The sequence below is a fragment of the Catellatospora coxensis genome, from assembly GCF_016862635.1.
GTDB classification, from domain to species: domain Bacteria; phylum Actinomycetota; class Actinomycetes; order Mycobacteriales; family Micromonosporaceae; genus Catellatospora; species Catellatospora coxensis.
In genome coordinates this window covers 1-20,101 of sequence record NZ_BONI01000119.1, presented here as the reverse complement: position 1 = coordinate 20,101, position 20,101 = coordinate 1, and the positions used below count along the sequence as shown (strand labels likewise).

Genomic DNA, 20,101 nt, shown 5'->3' with positions numbered 1-20,101 from the left:
TGAGTCCGGCATCGACTTCTGGGACCTCATGTCCTCGGGTTCGCACTCGGGACCGATCTTCCAGGGGATGCCGACCCACATGGGCATCTGGGACAAGTGGGTGCTCGGCTGGGCCGACCCGCAGGTCATCAGCCCCGGAGCGGGTACGCAGAACGTGAAGCTGGGCCAGACCTCGCGCACGCCTGTCGGCACCCAGGACGGCATCAAGATCGACCTGCCGCCGAAGACCATCACGCTGGCGACCGCCCACAGCGGGGCCAACATGTGGTACGCCGGTGCTGAGCAGGACTGGGCCGACCTCAAGATCTCGCGTTCGGTGGACGTGCCCAATGCGGCCGACGCGAAGTTCTGGATGTGGAACAACTACGTCATCGAAGAGGACTGGGACTACGGCTTCGTCGAGGTCTCGACCGACGGCGGCGCCACCTGGACCGACCTCAAGGTGTACGACGAGGCCGGCAACCTGGTGTCCACGGACGACGGTTACGCCGACCCCAACGGCAACATGCACACGTTCCAGAACAGCTACGGCCTGACCGGCGACAGCCACGGCTGGCGTCACGACTACGTCGACCTGTCGGCGTACGCGGGCACCACGGTGCAGGTCCGCCTGCGCCAGGCCACCGACGCGGCCTTCCAGGAGCGCGGCTGGTTCGCCGATGACTTCTCGGTCACCGGCGGCGGCAGCACCACCTGGAGCGACGACGTCGAGAACGGTGCCAACGGCTGGACCGCGACCGGCGGCACGTGGACCGACACGACCGGCGGCACCTGGCGGATCGACACCGGCACCTCGGTGAAGGCGCACTACTACCTGGCCGAGTGGCGTAACTTCGACGGGTTCGACAAGGGCCTGCAGTACGCCTACGACAGCACCTACCTGCGCGACGGCGCATGGAAGGTCGAGAAGATCAAGTACAACGCGCCCGGCATGCTCCTGTGGTACCGGGACACCACCTTCGGCAACACCAACCACGTGACGGCCAACCTGACGGCGCTGCCGAGCGTCGGCGCCAAGGGCGGCCTGCTGCTGGTGGACTCGCACTACGACCCGTTCCGCCGTACCGGCGTCGCGGCCACGAAGGACACGTCGACCCTGAAGAACCTGCAGGGCCGGCCGCAGTCGTCGAACGCGGCGTTCACGCTGCACGCGACGTACCCCTTCAAGGAGTGCCTCGAGGTCGCGGCGGAGCCGTTCGTCGAGTACTGCACGAAGTTCAAGGCGCAGAAGGGTGTCGCTTCCTTCACCGACGCCAAGGGCTGGGTGCCCGGCCTGGAGCTGCGTGACGGCAGCCTGTTCTACCGGGACGCCGACGCCTCCGTCGTCATCCCGTCGGCGGGCAACGCGCCGTACACCACCCGGATCGTCAACCCCGACGGCACGCCCGCGACCGAGGTCTACGGCACCGACATGGGATTCACCATCCTCGGCACCGGCAACCCCGGTGACGCGGCGGTGGCCAACGGCGTCAAGCTGACGCTGCTGTGGGCGACGCACGACAACGCGTACGCCTACGTGCAGGTCACGGCGGCCAACGGCTGATCCGGCAACACTGAACAAGAAGGGGGCCACCGGCATCGCGCCGGTGGCCCCCTTCTTCGTCAGCCGTCAGCGCACGTACAGCACCGCGGTCTCATTGGCGTTCTCCAGGCACTGGTACTCCTCGTACGTGCCCGCCGACACCAGCGCGGTGCCCGCGCCGTGGCAGGCGGGCATGTCGGAGTACACGCCGCCGTGCTGCTGCCACTGGGTGAGCTCGTGCGCGAACACGTGGTCCGCCACGCTGTCCCCGGTCGCCATCCCGAAGTCGGCGTCGAACCGGTAGTGGACGCCCAGGTAGATCCGGCTGAGCGCGTTCTCCGTCGCGGCCGCCGAGATGCTGGTGAAGGTGCGGACCACGCCCACCGCGTGCGGGTCCTCGGTGGTGGCCGTCCAGGTGACCGCGTCGGTGCCGAGGTAGGCCTGCATGACTCCCGCCCAGGCCCCGGCGAACGTCGCGTGGCCGGAGACGTACGCCGGGAACGGCGGGCTGAAGTGCACCCCGCTCGCGGTCGCGGACAGCGGCTGCCACGCCGGGTCCGCCACGGTCGCGGCGTTGCCGTCGGTGTCGGCCAGGCGCACCGCCGACTCCGGCCGCCACAGGTCGATCGCCGTGCGGTACTTCGCGTCCCAGGACGCCACGCCCGCGTCGGCCATCGCGATCGCGACCAGCGCGAACAGCCGTACCGTCTGGGTCGGGGAGAGCCCGCGCAGCTGCGCGAGGATCGTGGTATGCGCGAACAGCTGGCCCGGCGGCTTGTAGGTGCCGTCGAGGTCGTTCGCCCAGAACCACGCCAGCTGCGTCTGATCCGCGGTCCGGGTCGTGGAGGCCGCCGAGCCGTAGCTCTTGACCTCGTTGACCTGCGCCGCGTATCCGGCGCTGGCCAGCAGCGTCGAGTAGCTCGCGTAGCCGAGCGGCAGCTGCGGCCGGAACTGCGACCCGGACGTCATGCTGAACGGCGTGACCGCGCCCCAGTTCGGCGTCGCGGCCGAGCCGGAGCCGGTGTTGCGCCACGCGCCGGGCACCGTGCCCTCGGTGTACGGCGTGGTGTCCGCGGAGCCGTCACCGGTCCGCGCCGTCTTCATCGCCAGCGCGGCCTGCTGGCCGATGTACACGGCCTCCTTCTGGTTGTTGTGGGTGCCGACGCCCTGCTGCGCGGTCGCCAGGTCGGCGTCGAAGTTCAGCCCCGGGTACAGGTTCCGCAGCACGGTCACCGCCGCGTAGTCGATCGCAGTGCTCTCGACCGGTGCGCTCGCCCCGGCGTACTTCACCGTGGTGACGTTGACGAGGTACTTCTTGCCCAGGCAGGTGTCCTGCACCGGGTTGGCGGTCAGCCCCAGGCGGCAGCTCGCCGAGTTGGCGGCGTCCCACATGGCGGCGTGCATCATCGCTCCCGCACGGGCCAGGGGGCCGGGCGCGCCGCCGACCGTGCGGTAGGTGCGCAGCAGCACGTCGTTCCAGAAGACGGTGTGGTCGGCGGGTGCCACGGCATGTGCCGCCTGTGCCGGGATGACGACGGCGCCGACCGCCCCGACGACCAGTGTGAGGGCAGCGAGCAGCCCACGACTTCGCAGTCGTTTCACGTGTTTCCTCCCCGTGGAATTGAATTATTTCCATACGATAGGAGGACGGCGGCGAGGCGGTTGTCCCGCTCGATAAACAATCGGTAACGGCGCGCGTACGGAAAGGGGCCCACCCCAGCGGGTGGGCCCCTTCCGGCGATACGCGATGGATCAGTTCTTGACCTGGACCAGCATCACCGGTGCGGGACCGGTGAGCTCCAGCCAGACCGAGATCTTGACGCCGTTGCCGGCCACCTTGACCGAGCCCCACGGGTTCGACGCCGACCAGTAGCGGTTCGGGTCCGAGTCGTCGAACGTCGGGATGCCCTTGCTCGCCGGCACCGTCACCGGCACGCCGTTGCGGTGGAACGTCACCGCGTCGGTCTGCTGCAGGCCGAACACGGCGTCCCACGGCTGCCTGCGGTTGGTCAGCTTGCACAGGCCGTCCGGGTTGCCGCCGCCGCCGCAGGTCACGCCGGGCCAGGAGACCGGCGTGGGCCGGGCGTCGACCGGGAGCACCAGGCCGGTGCCCGCGCGGCCCGCACGCGAGGTGTTGTTGTCGCCGTAGCGGTAGTTCACGTACCAGACCAGCAGGCCGTCCTGGAACGGGAAGCGCTCGACCCAGTCGGGCCTCGTGTCGGCCCAGCCGAACTGGTACGGACCGGTCTTGAGGTTCTTGTCGTAACCGGTGTGGGTGCGGTACTCGGCCAGGTAGTACTGCGGGTAGACGGCGGTGTGGCTGCCGTCGATGCGCAGGAAGCCCTTCGCCGTCCACCCGCCCACGCCGGCCTCGACATCGTCGACGAACCCGTTCGGGCCGTCGGTGACCAGCTTGATGTCGTCCAGGAAGGCGCCCTTGCCGGCGAAGCCGCCGTCGGTCTGGTAGCGGAACCGGAAGTCGACCACCTGGCCGGCCCACGGGGTGAGGTCGTAGCTCAGGTCCGTCCAGGCGCTGGTGCCGCCGAGGCCGGGCACCTTGACCTTCTGCCAGCTCGCGCCGTTGTCGGCGCTGATCTCGCCGTAGAGCCAGTCATAGCCCTGCTCGATGTCGTACTCCGCCTTCGCCGTCAGCGTGGCCGTGGTGGCCCCGGTCAGGTCGAGCCTGCGGCGCAGCGTGTTGCGCAGGTCGTCACCACTGCCGGTCCACCACTCCCAGCTGCCGCCGAACGGGGTGTTCCACTGCGTGGTCGCCGTCTGGTCCGGCAGCGGCACGAGGACCGCCTGCGGCAGGCCGTCCGGCGTGGCCGCGGAACCGAGCGAGACGAGCTTGGTCTTGCCGTCCTCGACGACCCGGTAGTCCAGCCAGCCGAGGAACAGCTTCTCCCACGGGCCCATGTAGCCCGGCGAGGTGCCGATGCTGTCCAGGCCCTTGTTGAGCCAGGAGCCGCCCGACATGACGGTCCAGAAGGCGGTGCCGTTGTCGCCGCCGTTGGTGTCGTACAGGTCCGGCAGGCCCAGGTCGTGGCCGTACTCGTGGACGAACACCCCGAGGCCGCCGTTCTCCGGCTCGGTGGTGTAGTCGCCGACCCACAAGCCGGTGTCGCCGATCGGAGCGCCGCCCAGCTTGTTGTTCGCCGGGCCGGTGGTGCCCTCCTCGGTCTGGTTCACGTACCAGCGGTGCGACCAGATGGCGTCGGCACCCTGCGCACCGCCGCCGGCCTCCTCGCCCTCCCCGGCGTGGATCGCCTGGAAGTGGTCGATGTAGCCGTCCGGCTCGTTGAAGTTGCCGTCGTCGTCGTGGTCGTACCGGTCCCAGACGTCGAACTTCGACAGGTACGCCGTGATCTCGGCCTTCGACTTGCCCGCCGCCACCTGCGAGTCGTACCAGGCGGTGAGGGTGTCCTCGATGAACGGCCAGGCCGTGTCGGTGTCGTCGTACCCGTTGGGGTTGGGCACGTCGTCCCAGTTGTAGCCGTACCGGGCCTCGTTGTAGGGCACCTTCACCCAGTCGGTGACGTCGCCCTTGACCGAGTACTTGCCGCCGGACTGCTTGTAGTAGAAGTCGGCCATCGACTCGCCCGGACCATTGATCATCTTCTCGAAGTGGGCCCGGTTGAAGTCCGGCGCCCAGTACGTGGTGTTGTCGTTGGCCCGGTCGGGCTGCGGGATCCGGTTGCGCAGCGGGCCGGGCGTGCCGGCCGTGCCGTCGGGGCCCACCTGGTCGCCGAACTCCACCAGGATCGTGAAGATCGGGTCGACCTTGTCGGCCTTCTTCTTCAGCTCGGCCCACTTGCCCTTGCCGACCTGCACGACCTCGGAGCCGTTGCGCTGGACCGGCTTGGCCTTGCCCGACACGACGTCGGCGATGGCCTGCTTCAGGGTGTCCTGCCGCTGCTTGTTCAGCGGGTTGGGCAGGTTGTCCGCCCGGCTGACGCCCGCCGGCTCGGTGACGGCGACCGCCGGCTGCGGCGCGCCGCTGGCGGGCGCTCCGGCCAGGCTGCCCGCCACCAGTGCCGCGGTGATCCCGACGACACCGGTGATTCTGTGGATTCGCAAAGGGTCCTCCCTCCCTTGGCGGAGACGAGTCCAGGCAGCGCGGGGCAGGGGTGAGCCCGCGGGCCCGGGTTCGTCAATATGTGAAAGCAGCCTTGCATAAATGCAAGTCGATGTCATCACCCTGCGCCACGGGAAATCCCGTCGTCCACATCAGAGGGAGTAAGTGGTGCCCTCTCCCCCCGTACAGGGCGGTCCGGGAACAAGACGGATGAACCGGTCATCCAAATCCATGAAGACGGTCCAGATCGTCTCCGAGCGGTCGTCGTCGGCATCCCGGTCGTCGGCATGGCGACAGATGGCCACCGGATGGCTGTGATGGTCCTGCAGCACCGCCCGCAGGTCGGCGGGAGTCAGCGGGTTCGGCACCGCCGTCAGCAGGCGGCGGGCCCGCGCCGAACGGAACAGCGACGAACCGCCCCAGTCCTTGATCGTGTCGTACACGGGCAGCGCCGCCTCGAAGTGATTCGCGTGCACCAGCACCCCGTCCACCGGGTGCAGCCAGCCCGCGTCGCCAGGCGCCAGCTCCAGATCGATCAGCTCGCCGCCGCCGGGATACGCCTGACCGAGCAGCAGGTTGATGGAGGCCGAGCGCGGCGCGCGCATCGCGTTGCGGATCGCCCACGACAGCGAGTCCGCCTCCAGCACCGACCGCAGCAGCACGTGGTACGGCACCCCGCCGGGCCGGCCGTCCCGGTCGCAGCCGAGCAGGTTGACGCAGACGCCGACCCCGGCCGAGTTCAGCCCCGTCTTGGCGAGCATGCCCGCCTCGGTCAGGGTGATCACCTCATGGCCGCGCTCGTCCCGGGTGATCAGCAGGACGTTGTAGTCCCGGTGTCCGGGATGCCAGTCCCAGTTCTGCGCGAGCAGGGTGCGCCCGCCTTCACTGCGCGGCCCGAGTACGCCCAGGCTGGTGCACTCACCCCGGTCACCCGCCGACGCTCCGGGCGAGCCGCAGGCCGGTGCGCCGTAGAGCAGCTCGGAGCGGGCGTTGATCGCATAGATCAGCTCGGGGGCGACGGACGCGCCCCGGGCCACCCCGTCGAGCATCGCCGCGAGGCGGGGAAAGTGGCTCAGCGTCGTCTCGCGGAACGCCGCGCCCTGCGCGGTCACCGCCGCCAGGTCCAGCCCGGCGCCCCGGGAGAACCGGTCGAGGTAGGCCGTCACGTTCAGGTTGATCAGATCGGCGGCGGCCCGGCCGTATGCCGTGCCCATCTCCTCGGGGGTGCCGCTCACGTCGACCACGGTCAAGGGGGTGTTCATGTCCGGCCACTCTTCCGGACCCGGCACCCGGCGCGCCAGCGTGAAAGCCGCCGGCCCCGGTGAGCCGGCGGCTCCTTCGCGGCCAACCTCCCGGTACGCGCCTGGCGGGAACCGTAGTATCCGGATCATGGGAGACAGCCGGACACGGCCGAAGTCCAGCCCGCGCGTGAAGCGGATGCAGCGCCGTCGTGCCCAGGCCGCCCGCAGCGCCGCCGCCGAGGTGGTGCGGTTCCTGCGCACCGAGCAGATCGGCGGCCTGGTGCTGCTCGGGGCCACCGCACTGGCCCTGATCATCGCGAACTCGCCGCTGGCCGACGCCTACCAGCGGCTCAGCGAGTACACCTTCGGGCCGCAGTCGCTGCACCTCAACCTGTCGGTCACGCAGTGGGCCCAGGACGGCCTGCTCACCGTCTTCTTCGTGGTCGCCGGGCTGGAACTCAAACGCGAACTCGTCGTCGGCGAGTTGCGCAGTCCCCGGCAGGCCGCGCTGCCCATCGCCGGTGCGATCGGCGGCATGGTCGTGCCCGCACTGCTCTGCTTCCTGATCGCGTTCGGCGCGCCCGGCGGGGCCGACGCCTGGGCGGTGCCGGTCGCCACCGACATCGCCTTCGCGCTGGCCGTGCTCGCCATCTGCGCCCGGGACCTGCCACCCAGCCTGCGGGTCTTCCTGCTGTCCCTGGCCATCGTCGACGATCTCGGGGCCATCCTGCTGATCGCGCTGGTCTTCACCGCGCACGTGGCCTTCCTGCCGCTGCTCGGCGCGGCCGCGGTGCTGGTGGTGTACGCCCTGCTCCAGCAGTTCCGGTTCCGCGGCTGGTGGCTCTACCTGCCGCTGGCGCTGGCCGCCTGGGCGCTGGTGCACGCCTCCGGGGTGCACGCGACCATCGCGGGCGTCGCCATCGGCCTGCTCACCCGGGTCAGACCCGATCCCGGCGAGCACGAGTCGCCAGCGCAGGCGCTGGAGCACCGGCTCCAGCCGATCTCGGCCGGCATCTGCGTGCCGCTGTTCGCCTTCTTCTCCGCGGGAATCGCGATCAGCGCGGGCGCGCTCGGCGCGATCTTCACCGACCGGGCCTCGCTCGGCGTGCTGATCGGCCTCGTCGTCGGCAAGACCGTCGGGGTACTGGCAGGCGCGGCCGTGGCGGTGCGCTCGAAGCTGGCCGAGCTGCCCGAGGCGCTGGAATGGCGCGACCTGGTCGCGGTCGCGGTGGTCACCGGCTGCGGCTTCACGGTCAGCCTGCTCATCGCGGAGCTGGCCTTCGACTACGGAGAGCAGCAGGCCAGGGTCAAGGGCGCGGTCCTGCTCGGCTCCTTGATCGCATCCCTGCTGGCCGCGGCCCTGCTGCGCAGACAGGTCCGGGTGCGCACACGCTAGCCTGCAGTCATGAATGAACGGGCCGGGAACACTGCGGTGGACGAGTCATGTGTCCTGGACGAAGGTCCGTGGACGCACCGGTTCGTCAACGCCAACGGCAGCCGGTTCCACGTCGTGGAGCAGGGCACCGGGCCGCTGGTGGTGCTCCTGCACGGCTTCCCCGAGTTCTGGTGGGCCTGGCACCGGCAGCTGCCCCTGCTCGCGGACGCGGGCCTGCGGGCGGTCGCGGTGGACCTGCGCGGTTACGGCGCGAGCGACAAACCACCGCGGGGGTACGACGGCTTCACGCTCGCCGCCGACGTGGTGGGCCTGATCCGCGCGCTCGGCGAGCGCAACGCCACCGTCGTCGGCGCGGGGGCCGGCGGCCTGATCGGCTGGTCCGCGGCGGCCCTGCACCCGCGGCTGGTGAACCGGCTGGTGGTGCTCGGCGCGGCGCACCCGCTGCGGCTGCGCTCGGCGCTGGTCGCCAACGCCGCACAGCGCCGGGCCGGGCGCGACCTGCTGCGCTTCCAGCTGCCCCGCTACGAGCACGTGCTCACCCGTGACGACGCCGCCCTGGCCGGCGGGCTGATGCGGGCCTGGACCGCGCCGGAGTTCCGGCAGACCGCCGACTACGCCGAGTACGAGCGCCGCTGCCGCGAGGCGATGCGCATCCCGCAGGCCGCGTTCTGCGCGATGGAGGCGTACCGCTGGGCGTTCCGGTCCACGCTGCGCCTGCACGGCTACCGCTTCCTGCGTGCCGTCCGCCAGCCGATCATCTCGCCCACCCTGCAGCTCCAGGGCGCCCTCGACCCGATCACCCTGCCCGCCACCGCCCAGGGCTCCGGCCGCTACGTCCTGGCCGACTACGAGTGGCGCCTCCTCGACGACACCGGCCACTTCCCCCACCTCGAACGCCCCGACCTCATCGCCGGCGAAATCATCCGCTGGACCAAATGACCCCCACCCCCTTCCGCCGCAACTCTTAAAGACTTGCGCCATCGAGGGCTGGGTTTGGCCGCGACTCTTTAAGAGTTGCGCACCGAGCCGGGTGGGTCAGAGGCGGGATTCGCGGAGGTCGGTGACCTCTTGTTTGGGGGCCCAGCCCTGGTAGACGCCGTAGTCGAACTCTTCGAGGCCCAGGTCGGCGGCGACGGGGGCCTTGCCGCCGGTGTACTCGACGCGCAGCCAGGCGTCGTGCTCGGCCAGCACGATGAACGGCTGGCCGCGCCAGGTGCAGGTGCTGCGCACGTACGCCAGGTCGTCGATCTCGGCCGCGGCCACCACCCGGACGAACCGGCCGGGCCGGACCTCCTCGAAGCCCTCGGCGGGCTCGGGGCGGTACAGCCGCACGGTGTCGCCGTCAGGGCTCGCCTCGTACTCGCGCCCCAGGTAGCGGGCGATGTAGCCGTCGCGCATCACTCCTCGCCCCCGTCGGTGCGCAGCCAGCGCGGCCCGTCGGCGTCGAGCACCGCGACCATCTCCTCTTTGCCTTCGGCGTCCACGCGCAGCAGGCGCGCGCCGTGCGGCAGCCGGGCGCTGTCCACCTTGAACTCGGCGATGATCTCGGTGCTCTCGCCGGGCGCGAAGCCGTTGCCGCGGAACGGGGCACGTTCGATGACCCAGCCCTCCATGGCCTTCATCGCCGCCTCGTGCTGCCCGCCGTACGGGATCCGGTACAGGCTGGGCCGGTAGGCCGGCCAGCGCAGCACGTAGATCTCCTTGTCGTCGGCGGAGAACGGCGAGCCCGTCCAGGTCAGCCCGAGCGCGCTGCGCAGCGCCTGCGCGCCGCGCAGGTGGCCGACCTCGCGGGCGCGGTGCACGAACCCGGAGACCCGGTCGTAGCCGCGATCGAGGTAGTAACCGATCTGGCTGGGCGCGATCGCCTTCTGCATCTCGGTGATCTCCGGATCGCGGCGGGCGGGCGGTGGCGCGGAGCCCGCCGTCGGCGTCGTCACGGCGGGTTCGCCCTCGTCGCCGCCGAGGCCCATCTCGGCCGCCCAGCGCGCGAGTTCGAGCAGCTGGTCGCCGGGCAGGCTGGCGCCGACCGCGGTGCCCGGGTTCACCGCGAACGACCAGGCCGGATCGGGCCAGGTCGCGATGAGCTTGACGAAGCGCACCGGAACCGCTTCGACCGGTTCCGGCATGGTCTGCGTGGACGTGTAGCTGACGATGTGCGGCTCGCCGCCGATGTCCCGCGGCTGCCAGGCGAAACCGGGCTCGCCGGGCCGGGGCGTGCCGGGCCCGCCCGGCACGGGCAGCAGCACCGTGGCGAGCAGCAGGGTCGACAGGAAGGCGTCGGTGTTGCCCGCGTCGGCCGCTTCGAGCAGCTGCTCCTCGACGGAGTTCGACGGGGTGAAGTCGTCCTCGGGTCCGCTGGCCCGCTCGTGCCGCGGACCCGGCTCCCGGGCGGGCGGCGCGGCGGCGTCGGGCACCGTCACCGGCGCGGGCGCGGGCTCGAACAGCGACCCGGTGCCCGGCGCGGGCGCGGCAGGCGCGGCGGCGCCGGGTGCCGGGGCCGCTGCGGACACGGGCTCGAACAGCGAGCCCGCACCCGGCGCGGGCGGCACGGCGGTGGGCTCGTGCGCGGCTGCCGGGGCCACCGGCTCGAACAGGGACCCCGTGCCAGGCCGCGCCCCGGGCGCAGGCACCTCGGCGGGTGGCGCGGCAGCCGGCGGGTATGCGGCTGGAGCAGCGGAAACGGGCTCGAACAGGGATCCCTCGGCGCGTCGCACCGCGGGCGCGGATCCGGCGGGCTCGGCTGCGAACCGGTCCGCGGCGGCCGGGCTCGGCGGCGGCGCGGCAGCCGGAGCCGGGGCGGGCGGGACGGCGGGCGGAGGCGGCGCGGCCGCGGGCACCATGCCCGGCGGCGGCGCGGCCGGCGGGATGAAGGTGTGCGCGGCGGCGGGCGAGACCGGCTCGGCGGAGAACGCCGGGTCGGCGGGGAAGAACCTGCCGCCGGGCTGCGACGTCGGCACGGTGGGCCGCGGCTCGGGCGGCTGCGGCACCGTCACCGGCGACTCGATCGCCATCGGCGTGTGCACCCTGGGTGCGGCGACCGGGCGCACCTCCTCGACGTCGATCACCTCGGCGTCGAGGATCAGCTCCTCGTCGGGGTGTGCGGCGTACGCCGGCTGCTGCGGCCCGCGGGACTGCATCGGCGGCGGCGCGGTCCGGGCGGCCTTGGCGCGTTCGAGCGCCTCCAGCCGTTCGAGCCGCCCGCGGGCGACCGCGGGGGCACCGGGAATCCGCACGTCACCGCGTACCAACTGGGTGACGAACCAGGCCGGCAGGTAGCCCTCGATCGGCAGACCGGGGTCCACGGCCAGCCACCACTCGTGGTTGGGCCACGACGTGGCCAGCTCCTGGAACGGCACGCGCCGCGCGGGCCCGGCGTGCTCGGCCAGGCAGGCCCGCAGCGCGGCGGACGAGGTGAAGGCGAGCACATGGGTGCGGTTCTCCGCGGTCCAGGTGCCCCAGCCTGCGGGACCGCGCGCGGATGCGGCGTCACCGGCGACCGGCAGCAGCAGTTCCGAACGGCCGAGGATGCGGAAGTAGAGCTCCTGATCCCCGGCGCGCAGGGCGTCACGCAGCGCGATCTCGGTATCGGTGGCCGGCTCCCAACCCATCACGCGCTCACCTCCTGGCTGCCGCGAGAGTACTGAGTCACAACTTACCTTGCGCGCCGTAGGCGTGTCGCAACCAGCAGTCTAGGTCGGCTCGTTCCAGTAACATCTGCGCCGGGGTTCAGCCACGCGGGTATCCGTTCGCCCGTGCGCGTGGCGGTCGGCTCCACACAAGGCCTGGGGAGGCGACATATGTACCGCAGCCGGCCGACGGTCGCCTTCGCGGCCCGCACGGTGGCGTTCAGCGTGGCGCTCAGCTTCGGTGTCGTCGGCATCGCGACAGCGCCCGCCGCCGCGGCCCCGTGCCCGAGCGGCCCGCTCGCGGCGAGCGCGGTGATCCCGGCCAAGCCCTGGCCGCAGCAGCACTGGGACCTGTCCGCGCTGCCCCGCGGCATCGACGGGTCGGGCGTGATCGTGGCGGTGCTCGACTCCGGGGTCGACATGGACCACCCGCAGCTGCGCGGGCACGTCATGCCAGGCCAGGACAGGCTGCCCGGCGGCGGCACCGACGGGCGGCAGGACTGCGTCGGGCACGGCACCGGCGTGGCCAGCGTCATCGCCGCGAAGCCGCTGGCCGGGGTGGAGTTCCGGGGCATCGCGCCGGGCGTGCAGATCCTGCCGATCCGGGTGAGCGAGCAGCTCGGCGGCCAGGAGAACTCGAAGAACGCCCGCCAGGCCGACGTGAAGGACATGGCCGCCGCGATCCGGTACGCGGTGACCAGGAAGGCCCGCGTGATCAACCTTTCGCTGAGCTACGACGACAACGCCGCGAACAAACTGGACGAGTTCCACGACGCCGTCCGCGAGGCCGTCGCCGCGGACGTGGTCGTCATCGCGGCGGTCGGCAACGCCAAGCAGAAGGGCAACCCGACGCCGTATCCCGCCTCCTGGGACGGCGTGCTCGGGGTCGGCGCGATCGACGAGGCGGGGCAGCGGCTGCAGGCCTCCCAGACGGGGCCGTACGTGGACCTGGTCGCCCCCGGTGACCAGGTGACCGTGGCGCGCCCGACCCGCGGGCACGCCAAGGAGAGCGGCACGAGTTTCGCCGCCCCGATGGTGGCCGCGACCGCGGCCCTGATCCGCCAGGCGTACCCGAAGCTCACCGAGTCGCAGGTGCGGCGGCGGCTGCTGGCCACGGCGGACCCGGCCCCGGGCGGGCGGCACAGCGACGACTACGGCGTGGGCATCCTCAACCCGGTCCGGGCGGTGACCGACGTGCTCGACGGCGCGGGCCGGGTCACCCCGGCCGCGCTGGCGCCCCGGCCTGCCGACCCGGCCGCCGAGGCCGCCGCCGACCGGGCCGCGCAGCAGCGCTCGCAGGCGCTCTGGCTGGCCGGCCTCGGCGTCATCCTGGCCGGGCTGGTGCTCGCCCTGGCCGTGGCGCTGCCCAACGGCATCCGCCGGCGCTGGCGAGCGGCCGGGAGCTGACAGAAGCATGACATTCGGGGCTCATTTGCCCACGTCGGGCCCGAGCGTCGCCGACTGCCGACTCGACGGAGGATCCGCGGGACCACGTCGGCGGCCATCATGTCCGTGGGACAGCCACGTCACCGGCACCTTGCCGTTTTCGAAGGAGAGCAGATGAGCGCGACCCAGCCGGGACTGCTGGTCACCGGGCTACCCCGGAGCGGGACGAGCTGGGTGGGCAAGATGGTGGAGGCCGGGCGGCAGGTCGTGTACGTCAACGAGCCGCTCAACGTGCGCCACCCTCCGGGCCGCTCGCCGGGCGTGCTCGACGCCGACGTCACGCACCGCTTCCAGTACATCTGCGCCGACAACGAGGACGTCTGGCTGCGCGCGTTCCGCCGCACCCTGGCCCTGCGCTACGGCGTCGGCCGCGAGCTGCGCCGCAATCACGCGCCCTACGACATCGCCCGGATGGTGAAGTACGCGACCGCGTTCACCACCGGTCGCCTGCGCGGCCGGAGCGCCATGCTCGACGACCCGTACGCCCTGATGGCGGTCCCGTGGCTGGCGGAGCGGTTCGGGGTGCGCTCGGTGGTGCTGGTGCGCGACCCGGTGTCGCTGGTCGGCAGCTACCGCAAACTGGGCTGGCACATCAGCCTCGACGAGCTGCTCGGCCAACCGCTGCTGACCCGGGATCTGCTCGCCGACCACGTGGACGAACTGCGCGAGGCCGCCGCCAAGGAGGACGAGATCCACACCACGGCGCTGCTGTGGCGGGTCGTCTACGACGTGGTCGACCGGGTGCACCGGCACGTGCCGGGCGTGCTGGTACGCCGCTACGAGGATTTCGCGATGCGGCCGGAGGAGGAGTTCGGGGCGCTGTACGCGCACTTCGGGCTGGACTTCGACGAGCGGGCCCGCGCGCAGGTCGTCGCGGCGACCACGGCCGGGGAGCAGGACTCGCAGCGCGGGTTCGTGCGCTCGGGCACGTCGAAGACCGCGTTCCGCCCGATGGACTCCAAGCAGGCGCTGGCCGCGGCGCAGAACCGGCTGTCGGCGGAGGACGCCGCGCGCGTCACCGCGATCACCGGCGAGGTCCTGGACCGCTTCCGGCCGGCCGGCACGGCGGCCTGAGCGGCTACGCGCGCAGCCCGGGGCAGCGGAGACCGCCCGCCCCGGGCCACGGCGACGTGGTCAGTGGAACAGCCGGGTGTTGCGGTCCTCGGCGTCCTTGAACTGGACGGCGGCCTCGTCGACCGCGCCCTTGATGTCCTTCAGCATCACGGACAGCTCGTCCGCGGCCTTACGCCACTTGGCCTGGCGCTCGTGGTACGCCGTCTGCGCGGCGCCGCTCCACGTGGACACCATCGGCCCGGCGTCGCTCTCCAGCTGGCTCAGCGTGGTCTCCAGCTTGCCCAGCGCCTTCTGAATGTGCCCGCTCGCCTCGTGCAGCGAGGCGAAGTTGACGACGAGCCTGTCGCCGTTGCTCATATCGGTCCTCCCCCTTTCGGTCCGTGATCTGCCGCGCTCACAGGTTCAGCGAGACGCCGCCGGTGTTCTTGGAGGCCACCCGGCCTGCCTGCTCCTCGTCGGCGCGGCTGTACTCCTGGCCTGCCGTGCGGATCGCTTTCGACGTCTCAGCGAGCGCCTGGTGCAGTGCCTTCTGGTCCTGCGACCAGGCGATCTTGACCTGCTCGAAGGAGCTGCCGGCCCGGCCCACCCAACTGGTCTGCAGCATCTCCAGCTCGCTCAGCAGGCTGCTGAGCATGGTCTGCAGGTCGTCGTTGGCCGAGTCGAACTTGCCCGCGGTCGAGGCCATGATCGCAGCTTCGGAGGCGGTTTCCGCCATTGTCGTACGTCACCCCATTCCCTTTGTGCAGTTACGCATCCACCGTCCTATGCGGAGCATTGGTGGCGGTGCGCCTGTCTCGGTGACGGTAGCGTCCCGCGTCGACTCGTGCCAGCCCGGAGCCCGCGCCTGTGGATAACCCCGCCGCGGCTCAGCCGAGGGCCAGCTGACCCGACGCGGTCTGCGGGTCCAGGCCCGGCCCCGGGGGCAGCAGATCGACGAGCGACGACGGCAGCCGCAGCGGCACCGGGTCGGCGTAGCCGAGCATCGGCAGCACGTCGGGGCGGGCCGCGTCGTAGCGCACGCCCTGGTCGGTGACCAGGCTCAGCGTGGTGCCGGCGACGACGATGGCGCCCCGGCCGGCGGGCACCAGCACGTAGTCGGCGTACGAGCCGCCCTCGGCGCTGCGGGCCACGGTCGCGATGCGCCCGGTCAGCTCCAGCGGCACCTCGACGCGCACCTCGGGGGCGTTCGAGTCGTCCCGGGTCACCGCGCACAGCGCGCCCTGGCCGTAGGAGGCGATGGTCGGCATGTTCGCCGGTGGCTGCCGCGGGTCGTTGGGGTCCGGGACCAGGCTGGCGGGCGAGTTGTCGTACTCGGCGAGCTCGGTCTGGTCGATCTCGATCTCCCGGCCGATGTCGTGCTTCTGCCGGTACCGGCCGAGCAGCAGCGCGGCCTGCACCGGCGTGATCATCGCCAGGCCGTCCGCGCGGACCACCGCGTACTGGTGCGACTTGCCGTCCAGGCCCTTGATCTTGATGACCTGGCCGTTCTTGAGGTTCTTGACGGTCGAACGCGCGCCCGGCGAGCCCACCCGCGGCTCGTCCAGCGGCTGCCCCTGGGGCATGCCGTTGACGAACGCGGCGGGCACGGCCACCGGCTGCGCGCCGCCCGCGAGATCGGCGAACTCGTCGGCGTCGGCGTTGTAGAGCCGGCCGTGCCACAGCAGGAAGATCTGGTCTCCGGCGCGTACGAACAGCGCGTCGTCGCCGCCCATCACCTTGCCCTTGCCGGCCTGCACGCTGTCGCCCACCACCAGCACCGACGCGGGCTTACCGGCCTCGGTGGCCGCGCAGATCGACCAGGGCAGACCGAGCAGCGCGGCCGGGTCGGGCAGCGAGTCCGGCAGGTCCACCACCCCGACGGTGAGCCCGCGCGGCACGTCCACAAGCGACTTCTTCGCGACCGTCACCAGCTTCGGCTGCGCCGCGCCGGAGGCCAGCAGCGCCGAGGTCAGGTTCAGCGCCGGGTGCAGCTTTCCGTTGCGGTACACGAAGTGCGCGCCCGAGCCGTCCTCGATGATGACCGTGCCGTCGGCCTTCCAGCCGGTGTCGCCGCGGTTGCTGAACACGCCGTACACCCCGTATCCGGCCGCGATGACCACGGCCAGCAGGATGCTGGCGAGCGTCGCGCCGGCCGCGCGCCGAAACGGCGCCTGCGCCGGATCGGTGTCGCGCATCACCAGCGCCGAGACCACACGCTGCACCGTGAACTGGTACGAGTGCAGTTGGTCCTGTCTCGACGGCATGGGCCCTCCCCACGGGTCAGCCTGCGGCTCTACCATGAGCCGGGCGAAGTGCGGCGGTACAGCTGGTGGATTTCCGCGGCGATCCGCCGCCGGGCGGACCGCGAGGGCCGCCACTAGCTGGAGCCTAGGGGAGGCTATCGCGATGACGGTCGACACGGTGACCGGGCCGACGGCACGCACCACCGACGAGGGGGCCGCACCGGCGGCGCACCCGCGGCCCGCCAGGCGGTTCCTCGGCCTCGGCAGCGGCCAGATCGTCGCCGTGCAGCTGGCACTGGTGCTGCTGGTGGCCGCCGCGCAGGCGGGCGTCGGCTTCCTGCTGCCCGCCGTGCCCGTGGCCGCCGCGCTCGTCGTGCTGGCCTGGGGCCGCTGGCGCGGGCGCTGGCTGTCCGAGTGGACCGCCGTCTACCTGCGCTACCGCGGCCGCCGCCGGCGCGTCGAACCGAGCGCCGACCCGGCCGAGCTGCTCGCCGCCGCCGCGCCCGGCAGCCGGCTGTCCATGCTGGACATCGAAGGCGTGTCCTGCGCCGCGCTCACCGACGAGCTGGGCATGTGCGTGCTGCTGGAACTCGGCGACCAGGCGGTGATGCCGGCCCGCGCCTGGCACCCGCTGCCCTCCCCGGCCACGCTGCTGCCCGCCCCCGCGGCCGACACCCCGCCGGTGCGGCTGCAGCTGCTGCTGCACGCCAACGCCGCCAACGGCTCCTCGCCCGCGGCCTCGTCCTACCGCCAGCTGTCCAGCGGGCGGCTGCTGGCCAACGAGCGCGCCCTGCTGGTGGTGCGGGTGCACCGGGCCGAAGGCTGGTCGGAGGCCGACCTGGAACGGGCGCTCACCGGCGCGGTGCGCAAGGTGCGCGCGAAGCTGGGCGACGTGCCGCACCGGCTGCTCGGCGACGTCGCGGCGCTGCGCGCGCTCGCGGAGGCCGCCGGGCACGACGGGGCCACCGCCGCGCAGGAGGGCTGGTCCGCGCTGCACATCGGCGGGCTCTACGCCAGCTCGTACGCCGTGGAGCGCTGGCCGACGCCGCACCCCGACCCCGCCCACGCGCTGCTGCCGCGCCTGCTGCGGCTGCCGGCCACCACGGTCTCGGTGTCGCTGACCGCGGGCCCCTGGGCCGACGGCGGCGCCACCCTGCAGGCCGAGCTGACCGTGCGGCTCACCGCACCCGACCACACCTCGCTCGGCAACGCCGGCACGGCCCTGCGCCAGCTGCTGGCCACCGAGCACGCCCAGGCCCGCCGCCTGGACGGCCAGCAGTTCGACGGCCTGACCGCGACCCTCCCCCTGGCCGGGCCCGGCCCCGCCGACCTCGGCGCGGGCGGCCGCGGCGGCGTCGCCCGGCGTCCGGCCGCGGTCGCCGCGCTGGCCACGCCGTACGGCGGCTGCGGGCTCATGATCGGCGTCAACCGGCACAGCGAGCCGGTCTCCTTCCGGCTGTTCCGGCCCGAGGCGACCAGGGTCGTCCTGATCGGCGGCGTCGCCGTCGCCCAGGTCGTCGCCGTGCGCGCGATGGCCCTCGGGGCGTACGTGCTGGTCCAGACGACCCGCCCGTGGGCGTGGGAGCCGTTCAGCCGCGGGCTGGGCTCCGGCGCGCCGCTGGCCGTGATGGCCCCCGGCCCGGTCAACGTGCCGCCCGGCACGCCGCTGCGGCCGCTGCTCAGCATCGTCGACGCGGGCCCGGTGGCCGCCGACCGCACGCCCGGCACGCCCTGGCACAGCACGCTGGTGGTGCGCGACGACCTGTCCCCGGTGGACGTGGACGTGCTCGGCCGCGCCGACCTGGCCCTGCTGCAGCCGCTGCAGCCCGCCGAGGCCGCGGTCGCGGTGTCCGTGCTGGGGTTGAGCCGCGACCAGGAGGCGTGGCTGTCCCGCGCCCAGCCCGGCATGATCGGCGTGGTGCACCGCCGCTCGGTGCGCTGGGCGGCGCTCAGCACGACCGGCTACGAGCAGCAGCTGATCAACGCGACCCAGCAGAACGGACGCTGACCGGCCAGACTGGGGGGTGCGCACCGGGGCGAATCGTGGCACGATGCCGCACCATGGGCATCCTCCTCCGTCTGGCCGCCAGCGCCGCCGCCGTCTGGGTGGCGACCATGCTCGTGCCGGGCATCAGCGTGACCGCCGAGACCCTCCTCGGCACGATCGGCACGTTCGTCGCGATCGCGGTCATCTTCGGCCTCTGCAACGCGTTCATCCGCCCGATCGTCAAGATGGTCGGCTGCGGGCTCTACGTCTTCACCCTCGGCCTGATCGCGCTGGTCGTGAACGGCGCGCTGTTCATGCTGACCAGCTTCATCGCCGGTCTGCTCGACGTGCCGTTCCACGTCGACAACTTCTGGCCCGCCGCGATCCTGGGCGCGCTCGTCGTCGGTCTCACCAGCTGGGCACTGAACTGGTTCATCGAGGACTGAGCCTTCCCACCAGCTGAGCGACCTGGCTCACATGTCAGGAGCCGAGGCGAGCCCTCCCCTTACCATTGGTAGGTGAGTCAGCTTCGCCTCGGCTACCTGTACGGGTTCGGCGCCTACGCCCTGTGGGGCTTCTTCCCGGCATACTTCAAGCTGCTCAAACCCGCGGGGCCGGTCGAGGTGCTCGCGCACCGGATCGCCTGGTCGGCGCTGTTCATGGTGCTCCTGCTGACCGTGGTACGCCGCTGGCGGCAGATCGCCGAGCTGCTGCGCAAGCCCGCCACCGTCGGCGGCATCACGCTCGCCGCGATCTTCATCGGCGTCAACTGGGGCACCTACATCTACGGCGTGAACGTGGACCGGGTGGTGGAGACGTCGCTCGGCTACTTCATCAACCCGCTCGTCGTCATCGTGCTCGGCGTGGTCGTGCTGGGCGAGCGGCTGCGCGCCGCGCAGTGGGCCGCGGTCGGCGTCGGCACGGTCGCGGTGCTCGTGCTGACCGTCGACTACGGCCACCCGCCGTGGATCGCCCTCATCCTGGCCTGCTCGTTCGCGCTGTACGGCCTGACCAAGAAGCGCCTGGCCCTGCCCCCGGCCGACGGCCTGTTCGTCGAGTCCGCAGTGTTGACCCTGCCCGCGTTGGCCGCTTTGGGCTGGCTCGCCTCCTCCGGCGACCTGACCTTCGGCCAGGTGAGCACCGGGCACACGCTGCTGCTCGCAGCTGCGGGCGTGATCACGGCGATCCCGCTGCTGATGTTCGCCGGAGCCGCCAACCGCATCCCGTTCACCGGCCTCGGCATGCTCCAGTACGTCGCCCCGACGCTGCAGTTGGCGCTCGGCGTGTTCGCCTTCCACGAACCCATGCCACCGGCCCGCCTGTTCGGCTTCGGCCTGGTCTGGCTCGCCCTCGCCGTCTTCACCTGGGACGGCCTGCGCAACGCCCGCCGCACCCGGCTGGCCGCCGCTGCTCCACTGGCCGCCAGCCGAGCCTGACCCGCCCCCACCTGCCGCAACTCTTAAAGAGTCGCGCCCTCACGACCCCGCTTATGCCACAACTCTTTAAGAGGCT

The 20,101-nt window shown here is 72.1% G+C and carries 15 protein-coding genes and 1 pseudogene; 8 read left to right on the top strand and 8 right to left on the bottom strand.

Going from position 1 to position 20,101, the window contains the following annotated elements:
• Positions 1-1,543 (top strand): annotated as a pseudogene (locus Cco03nite_RS39310) (immune inhibitor A domain-containing protein); the annotation flags it as partial.
• Positions 1,544-1,609: 66 nt separating this feature from the next.
• Here Cco03nite_RS39310 and Cco03nite_RS39305 read toward each other — a convergent pair.
• The 3 genes from Cco03nite_RS39305 to Cco03nite_RS39295 form a co-directional block, all read right to left on the bottom strand.
• Positions 1,610-3,124, bottom strand: a complete 1,515-nt coding sequence (locus Cco03nite_RS39305; RefSeq protein ID WP_203699130.1) for a vanadium-dependent haloperoxidase — start codon at positions 3,122-3,124, stop codon at positions 1,610-1,612.
• Between the two features lie 150 nt (positions 3,125-3,274).
• Positions 3,275-5,599: an immune inhibitor A domain-containing protein gene (locus Cco03nite_RS39300; protein ID WP_203699129.1), complete on the bottom strand. Its 2,325-nt coding sequence runs from the start codon at positions 5,597-5,599 to the stop codon at positions 3,275-3,277.
• Between the two features lie 150 nt (positions 5,600-5,749).
• Positions 5,750-6,859 (bottom strand): C45 family autoproteolytic acyltransferase/hydrolase, encoded by a 1,110-nt coding sequence (locus Cco03nite_RS39295; protein WP_203699128.1) that lies wholly within the window; start codon positions 6,857-6,859, stop codon positions 5,750-5,752.
• A gap of 127 nt (positions 6,860-6,986) precedes the next feature.
• Between Cco03nite_RS39295 and nhaA the strand changes: the two genes are divergently transcribed.
• Both nhaA and Cco03nite_RS39285 read left to right on the top strand, forming a co-directional pair.
• Positions 6,987-8,234, top strand: coding sequence for a Na+/H+ antiporter NhaA (gene nhaA / locus Cco03nite_RS39290; protein WP_203699127.1), 1,248 nt, complete (start codon positions 6,987-6,989; stop codon positions 8,232-8,234).
• A gap of 9 nt (positions 8,235-8,243) precedes the next feature.
• On the top strand, positions 8,244-9,173 hold the full coding sequence (locus Cco03nite_RS39285) for an alpha/beta fold hydrolase (RefSeq protein ID WP_203699126.1): 930 nt from the start codon (positions 8,244-8,246) through the stop codon (positions 9,171-9,173).
• Positions 9,174-9,269: 96 nt separating this feature from the next.
• On the opposite strand, the gene Cco03nite_RS39280 is transcribed toward Cco03nite_RS39285, so the two are convergent.
• A complete protein-coding gene (locus Cco03nite_RS39280) occupies positions 9,270-9,635 on the bottom strand; it encodes a UCP033725 family protein (protein ID WP_203699125.1) in 366 nt (121 codons plus the stop codon).
• Positions 9,632-11,842, bottom strand: a complete 2,211-nt coding sequence (locus Cco03nite_RS39275; RefSeq protein WP_239168028.1) for an SseB family protein — start codon at positions 11,840-11,842, stop codon at positions 9,632-9,634. The genes Cco03nite_RS39280 and Cco03nite_RS39275 overlap by 4 nt, the downstream gene beginning before the upstream one ends.
• Positions 11,843-12,031: 189 nt before the next feature.
• Between Cco03nite_RS39275 and mycP the strand changes: the two genes are divergently transcribed.
• Both mycP and Cco03nite_RS39265 read left to right on the top strand, forming a co-directional pair.
• Positions 12,032-13,267: a type VII secretion-associated serine protease mycosin gene (mycP, locus tag Cco03nite_RS39270; RefSeq protein WP_203699123.1), complete on the top strand. Its 1,236-nt coding sequence runs from the start codon at positions 12,032-12,034 to the stop codon at positions 13,265-13,267.
• Positions 13,268-13,420: 153 nt separating this feature from the next.
• Positions 13,421-14,380, top strand: a complete 960-nt coding sequence (locus Cco03nite_RS39265; RefSeq protein ID WP_203699122.1) for a sulfotransferase — start codon at positions 13,421-13,423, stop codon at positions 14,378-14,380.
• A 60-nt stretch (positions 14,381-14,440) separates the two neighbouring features.
• On the opposite strand, the gene Cco03nite_RS39260 is transcribed toward Cco03nite_RS39265, so the two are convergent.
• From Cco03nite_RS39260 to eccB, 3 genes are all read right to left on the bottom strand, one after another.
• The gene (locus tag Cco03nite_RS39260; RefSeq protein WP_203699121.1) at positions 14,441-14,737 is read right to left on the bottom strand and encodes a WXG100 family type VII secretion target; all 297 of its coding nucleotides are present in this window, start codon (positions 14,735-14,737) and stop codon (positions 14,441-14,443) included.
• Between the two features lie 37 nt (positions 14,738-14,774).
• The gene (locus Cco03nite_RS39255; protein ID WP_239168027.1) at positions 14,775-15,065 is read right to left on the bottom strand and encodes a WXG100 family type VII secretion target; all 291 of its coding nucleotides are present in this window, start codon (positions 15,063-15,065) and stop codon (positions 14,775-14,777) included.
• Positions 15,066-15,246: 181 nt separating this feature from the next.
• Positions 15,247-16,623: a type VII secretion protein EccB gene (gene eccB, locus Cco03nite_RS39250; protein WP_203699119.1), complete on the bottom strand. Its 1,377-nt coding sequence runs from the start codon at positions 16,621-16,623 to the stop codon at positions 15,247-15,249.
• 142 nt (positions 16,624-16,765) lie between these two features.
• Between eccB and Cco03nite_RS39245 the strand changes: the two genes are divergently transcribed.
• The 3 genes from Cco03nite_RS39245 to rarD all read left to right on the top strand — a co-directional run bounded on the left by Cco03nite_RS39245 (position 16,766) and on the right by rarD (position 20,025).
• Positions 16,766-18,610 (top strand): type VII secretion protein EccE, encoded by a 1,845-nt coding sequence (locus Cco03nite_RS39245; RefSeq protein ID WP_203699118.1) that lies wholly within the window; start codon positions 16,766-16,768, stop codon positions 18,608-18,610.
• A 53-nt stretch (positions 18,611-18,663) separates the two neighbouring features.
• Positions 18,664-19,035: a phage holin family protein gene (locus Cco03nite_RS39240; RefSeq protein ID WP_203699117.1), complete on the top strand. Its 372-nt coding sequence runs from the start codon at positions 18,664-18,666 to the stop codon at positions 19,033-19,035.
• Between the two features lie 72 nt (positions 19,036-19,107).
• Entirely contained in the window at positions 19,108-20,025 is a 918-nt protein-coding gene (gene rarD / locus Cco03nite_RS39235) for an EamA family transporter RarD (protein WP_203699116.1), read from the top strand.
• The last annotated feature ends 76 nt before the right edge of the window (positions 20,026-20,101 follow it).

Bases quoted from the DNA above. Each gene is read 5' to 3' on its own strand.
- Cco03nite_RS39255 (WP_239168027.1), bottom strand. From the start codon at position 15,065: ATGGCCTCGACCGCGGGCAAGTTCGACTCGGCCAACGACGACCTGCAG.
- Cco03nite_RS39285 (WP_203699126.1), top strand. From the start codon at position 8,244: ATGAATGAACGGGCCGGGAACACTGCGGTGGACGAGTCATGTGTCCTG.
- Cco03nite_RS39245 (WP_203699118.1), top strand. From the start codon at position 16,766: ATGACGGTCGACACGGTGACCGGGCCGACGGCACGCACCACCGACGAG.
- mycP (WP_203699123.1), top strand. From the start codon at position 12,032: ATGTACCGCAGCCGGCCGACGGTCGCCTTCGCGGCCCGCACGGTGGCG.
- Cco03nite_RS39295 (WP_203699128.1), bottom strand. From the start codon at position 6,859: ATGAACACCCCCTTGACCGTGGTCGACGTGAGCGGCACCCCCGAGGAG.
- Cco03nite_RS39240 (WP_203699117.1), top strand. From the start codon at position 18,664: ATGGGCATCCTCCTCCGTCTGGCCGCCAGCGCCGCCGCCGTCTGGGTG.
- Cco03nite_RS39265 (WP_203699122.1), top strand. From the start codon at position 13,421: ATGAGCGCGACCCAGCCGGGACTGCTGGTCACCGGGCTACCCCGGAGC.
- Cco03nite_RS39275 (WP_239168028.1), bottom strand. From the start codon at position 11,842: ATGGGTTGGGAGCCGGCCACCGATACCGAGATCGCGCTGCGTGACGCC.
- eccB (WP_203699119.1), bottom strand. From the start codon at position 16,623: ATGCCGTCGAGACAGGACCAACTGCACTCGTACCAGTTCACGGTGCAG.
- Cco03nite_RS39260 (WP_203699121.1), bottom strand. From the start codon at position 14,737: ATGAGCAACGGCGACAGGCTCGTCGTCAACTTCGCCTCGCTGCACGAG.
- nhaA (WP_203699127.1), top strand. From the start codon at position 6,987: ATGGGAGACAGCCGGACACGGCCGAAGTCCAGCCCGCGCGTGAAGCGG.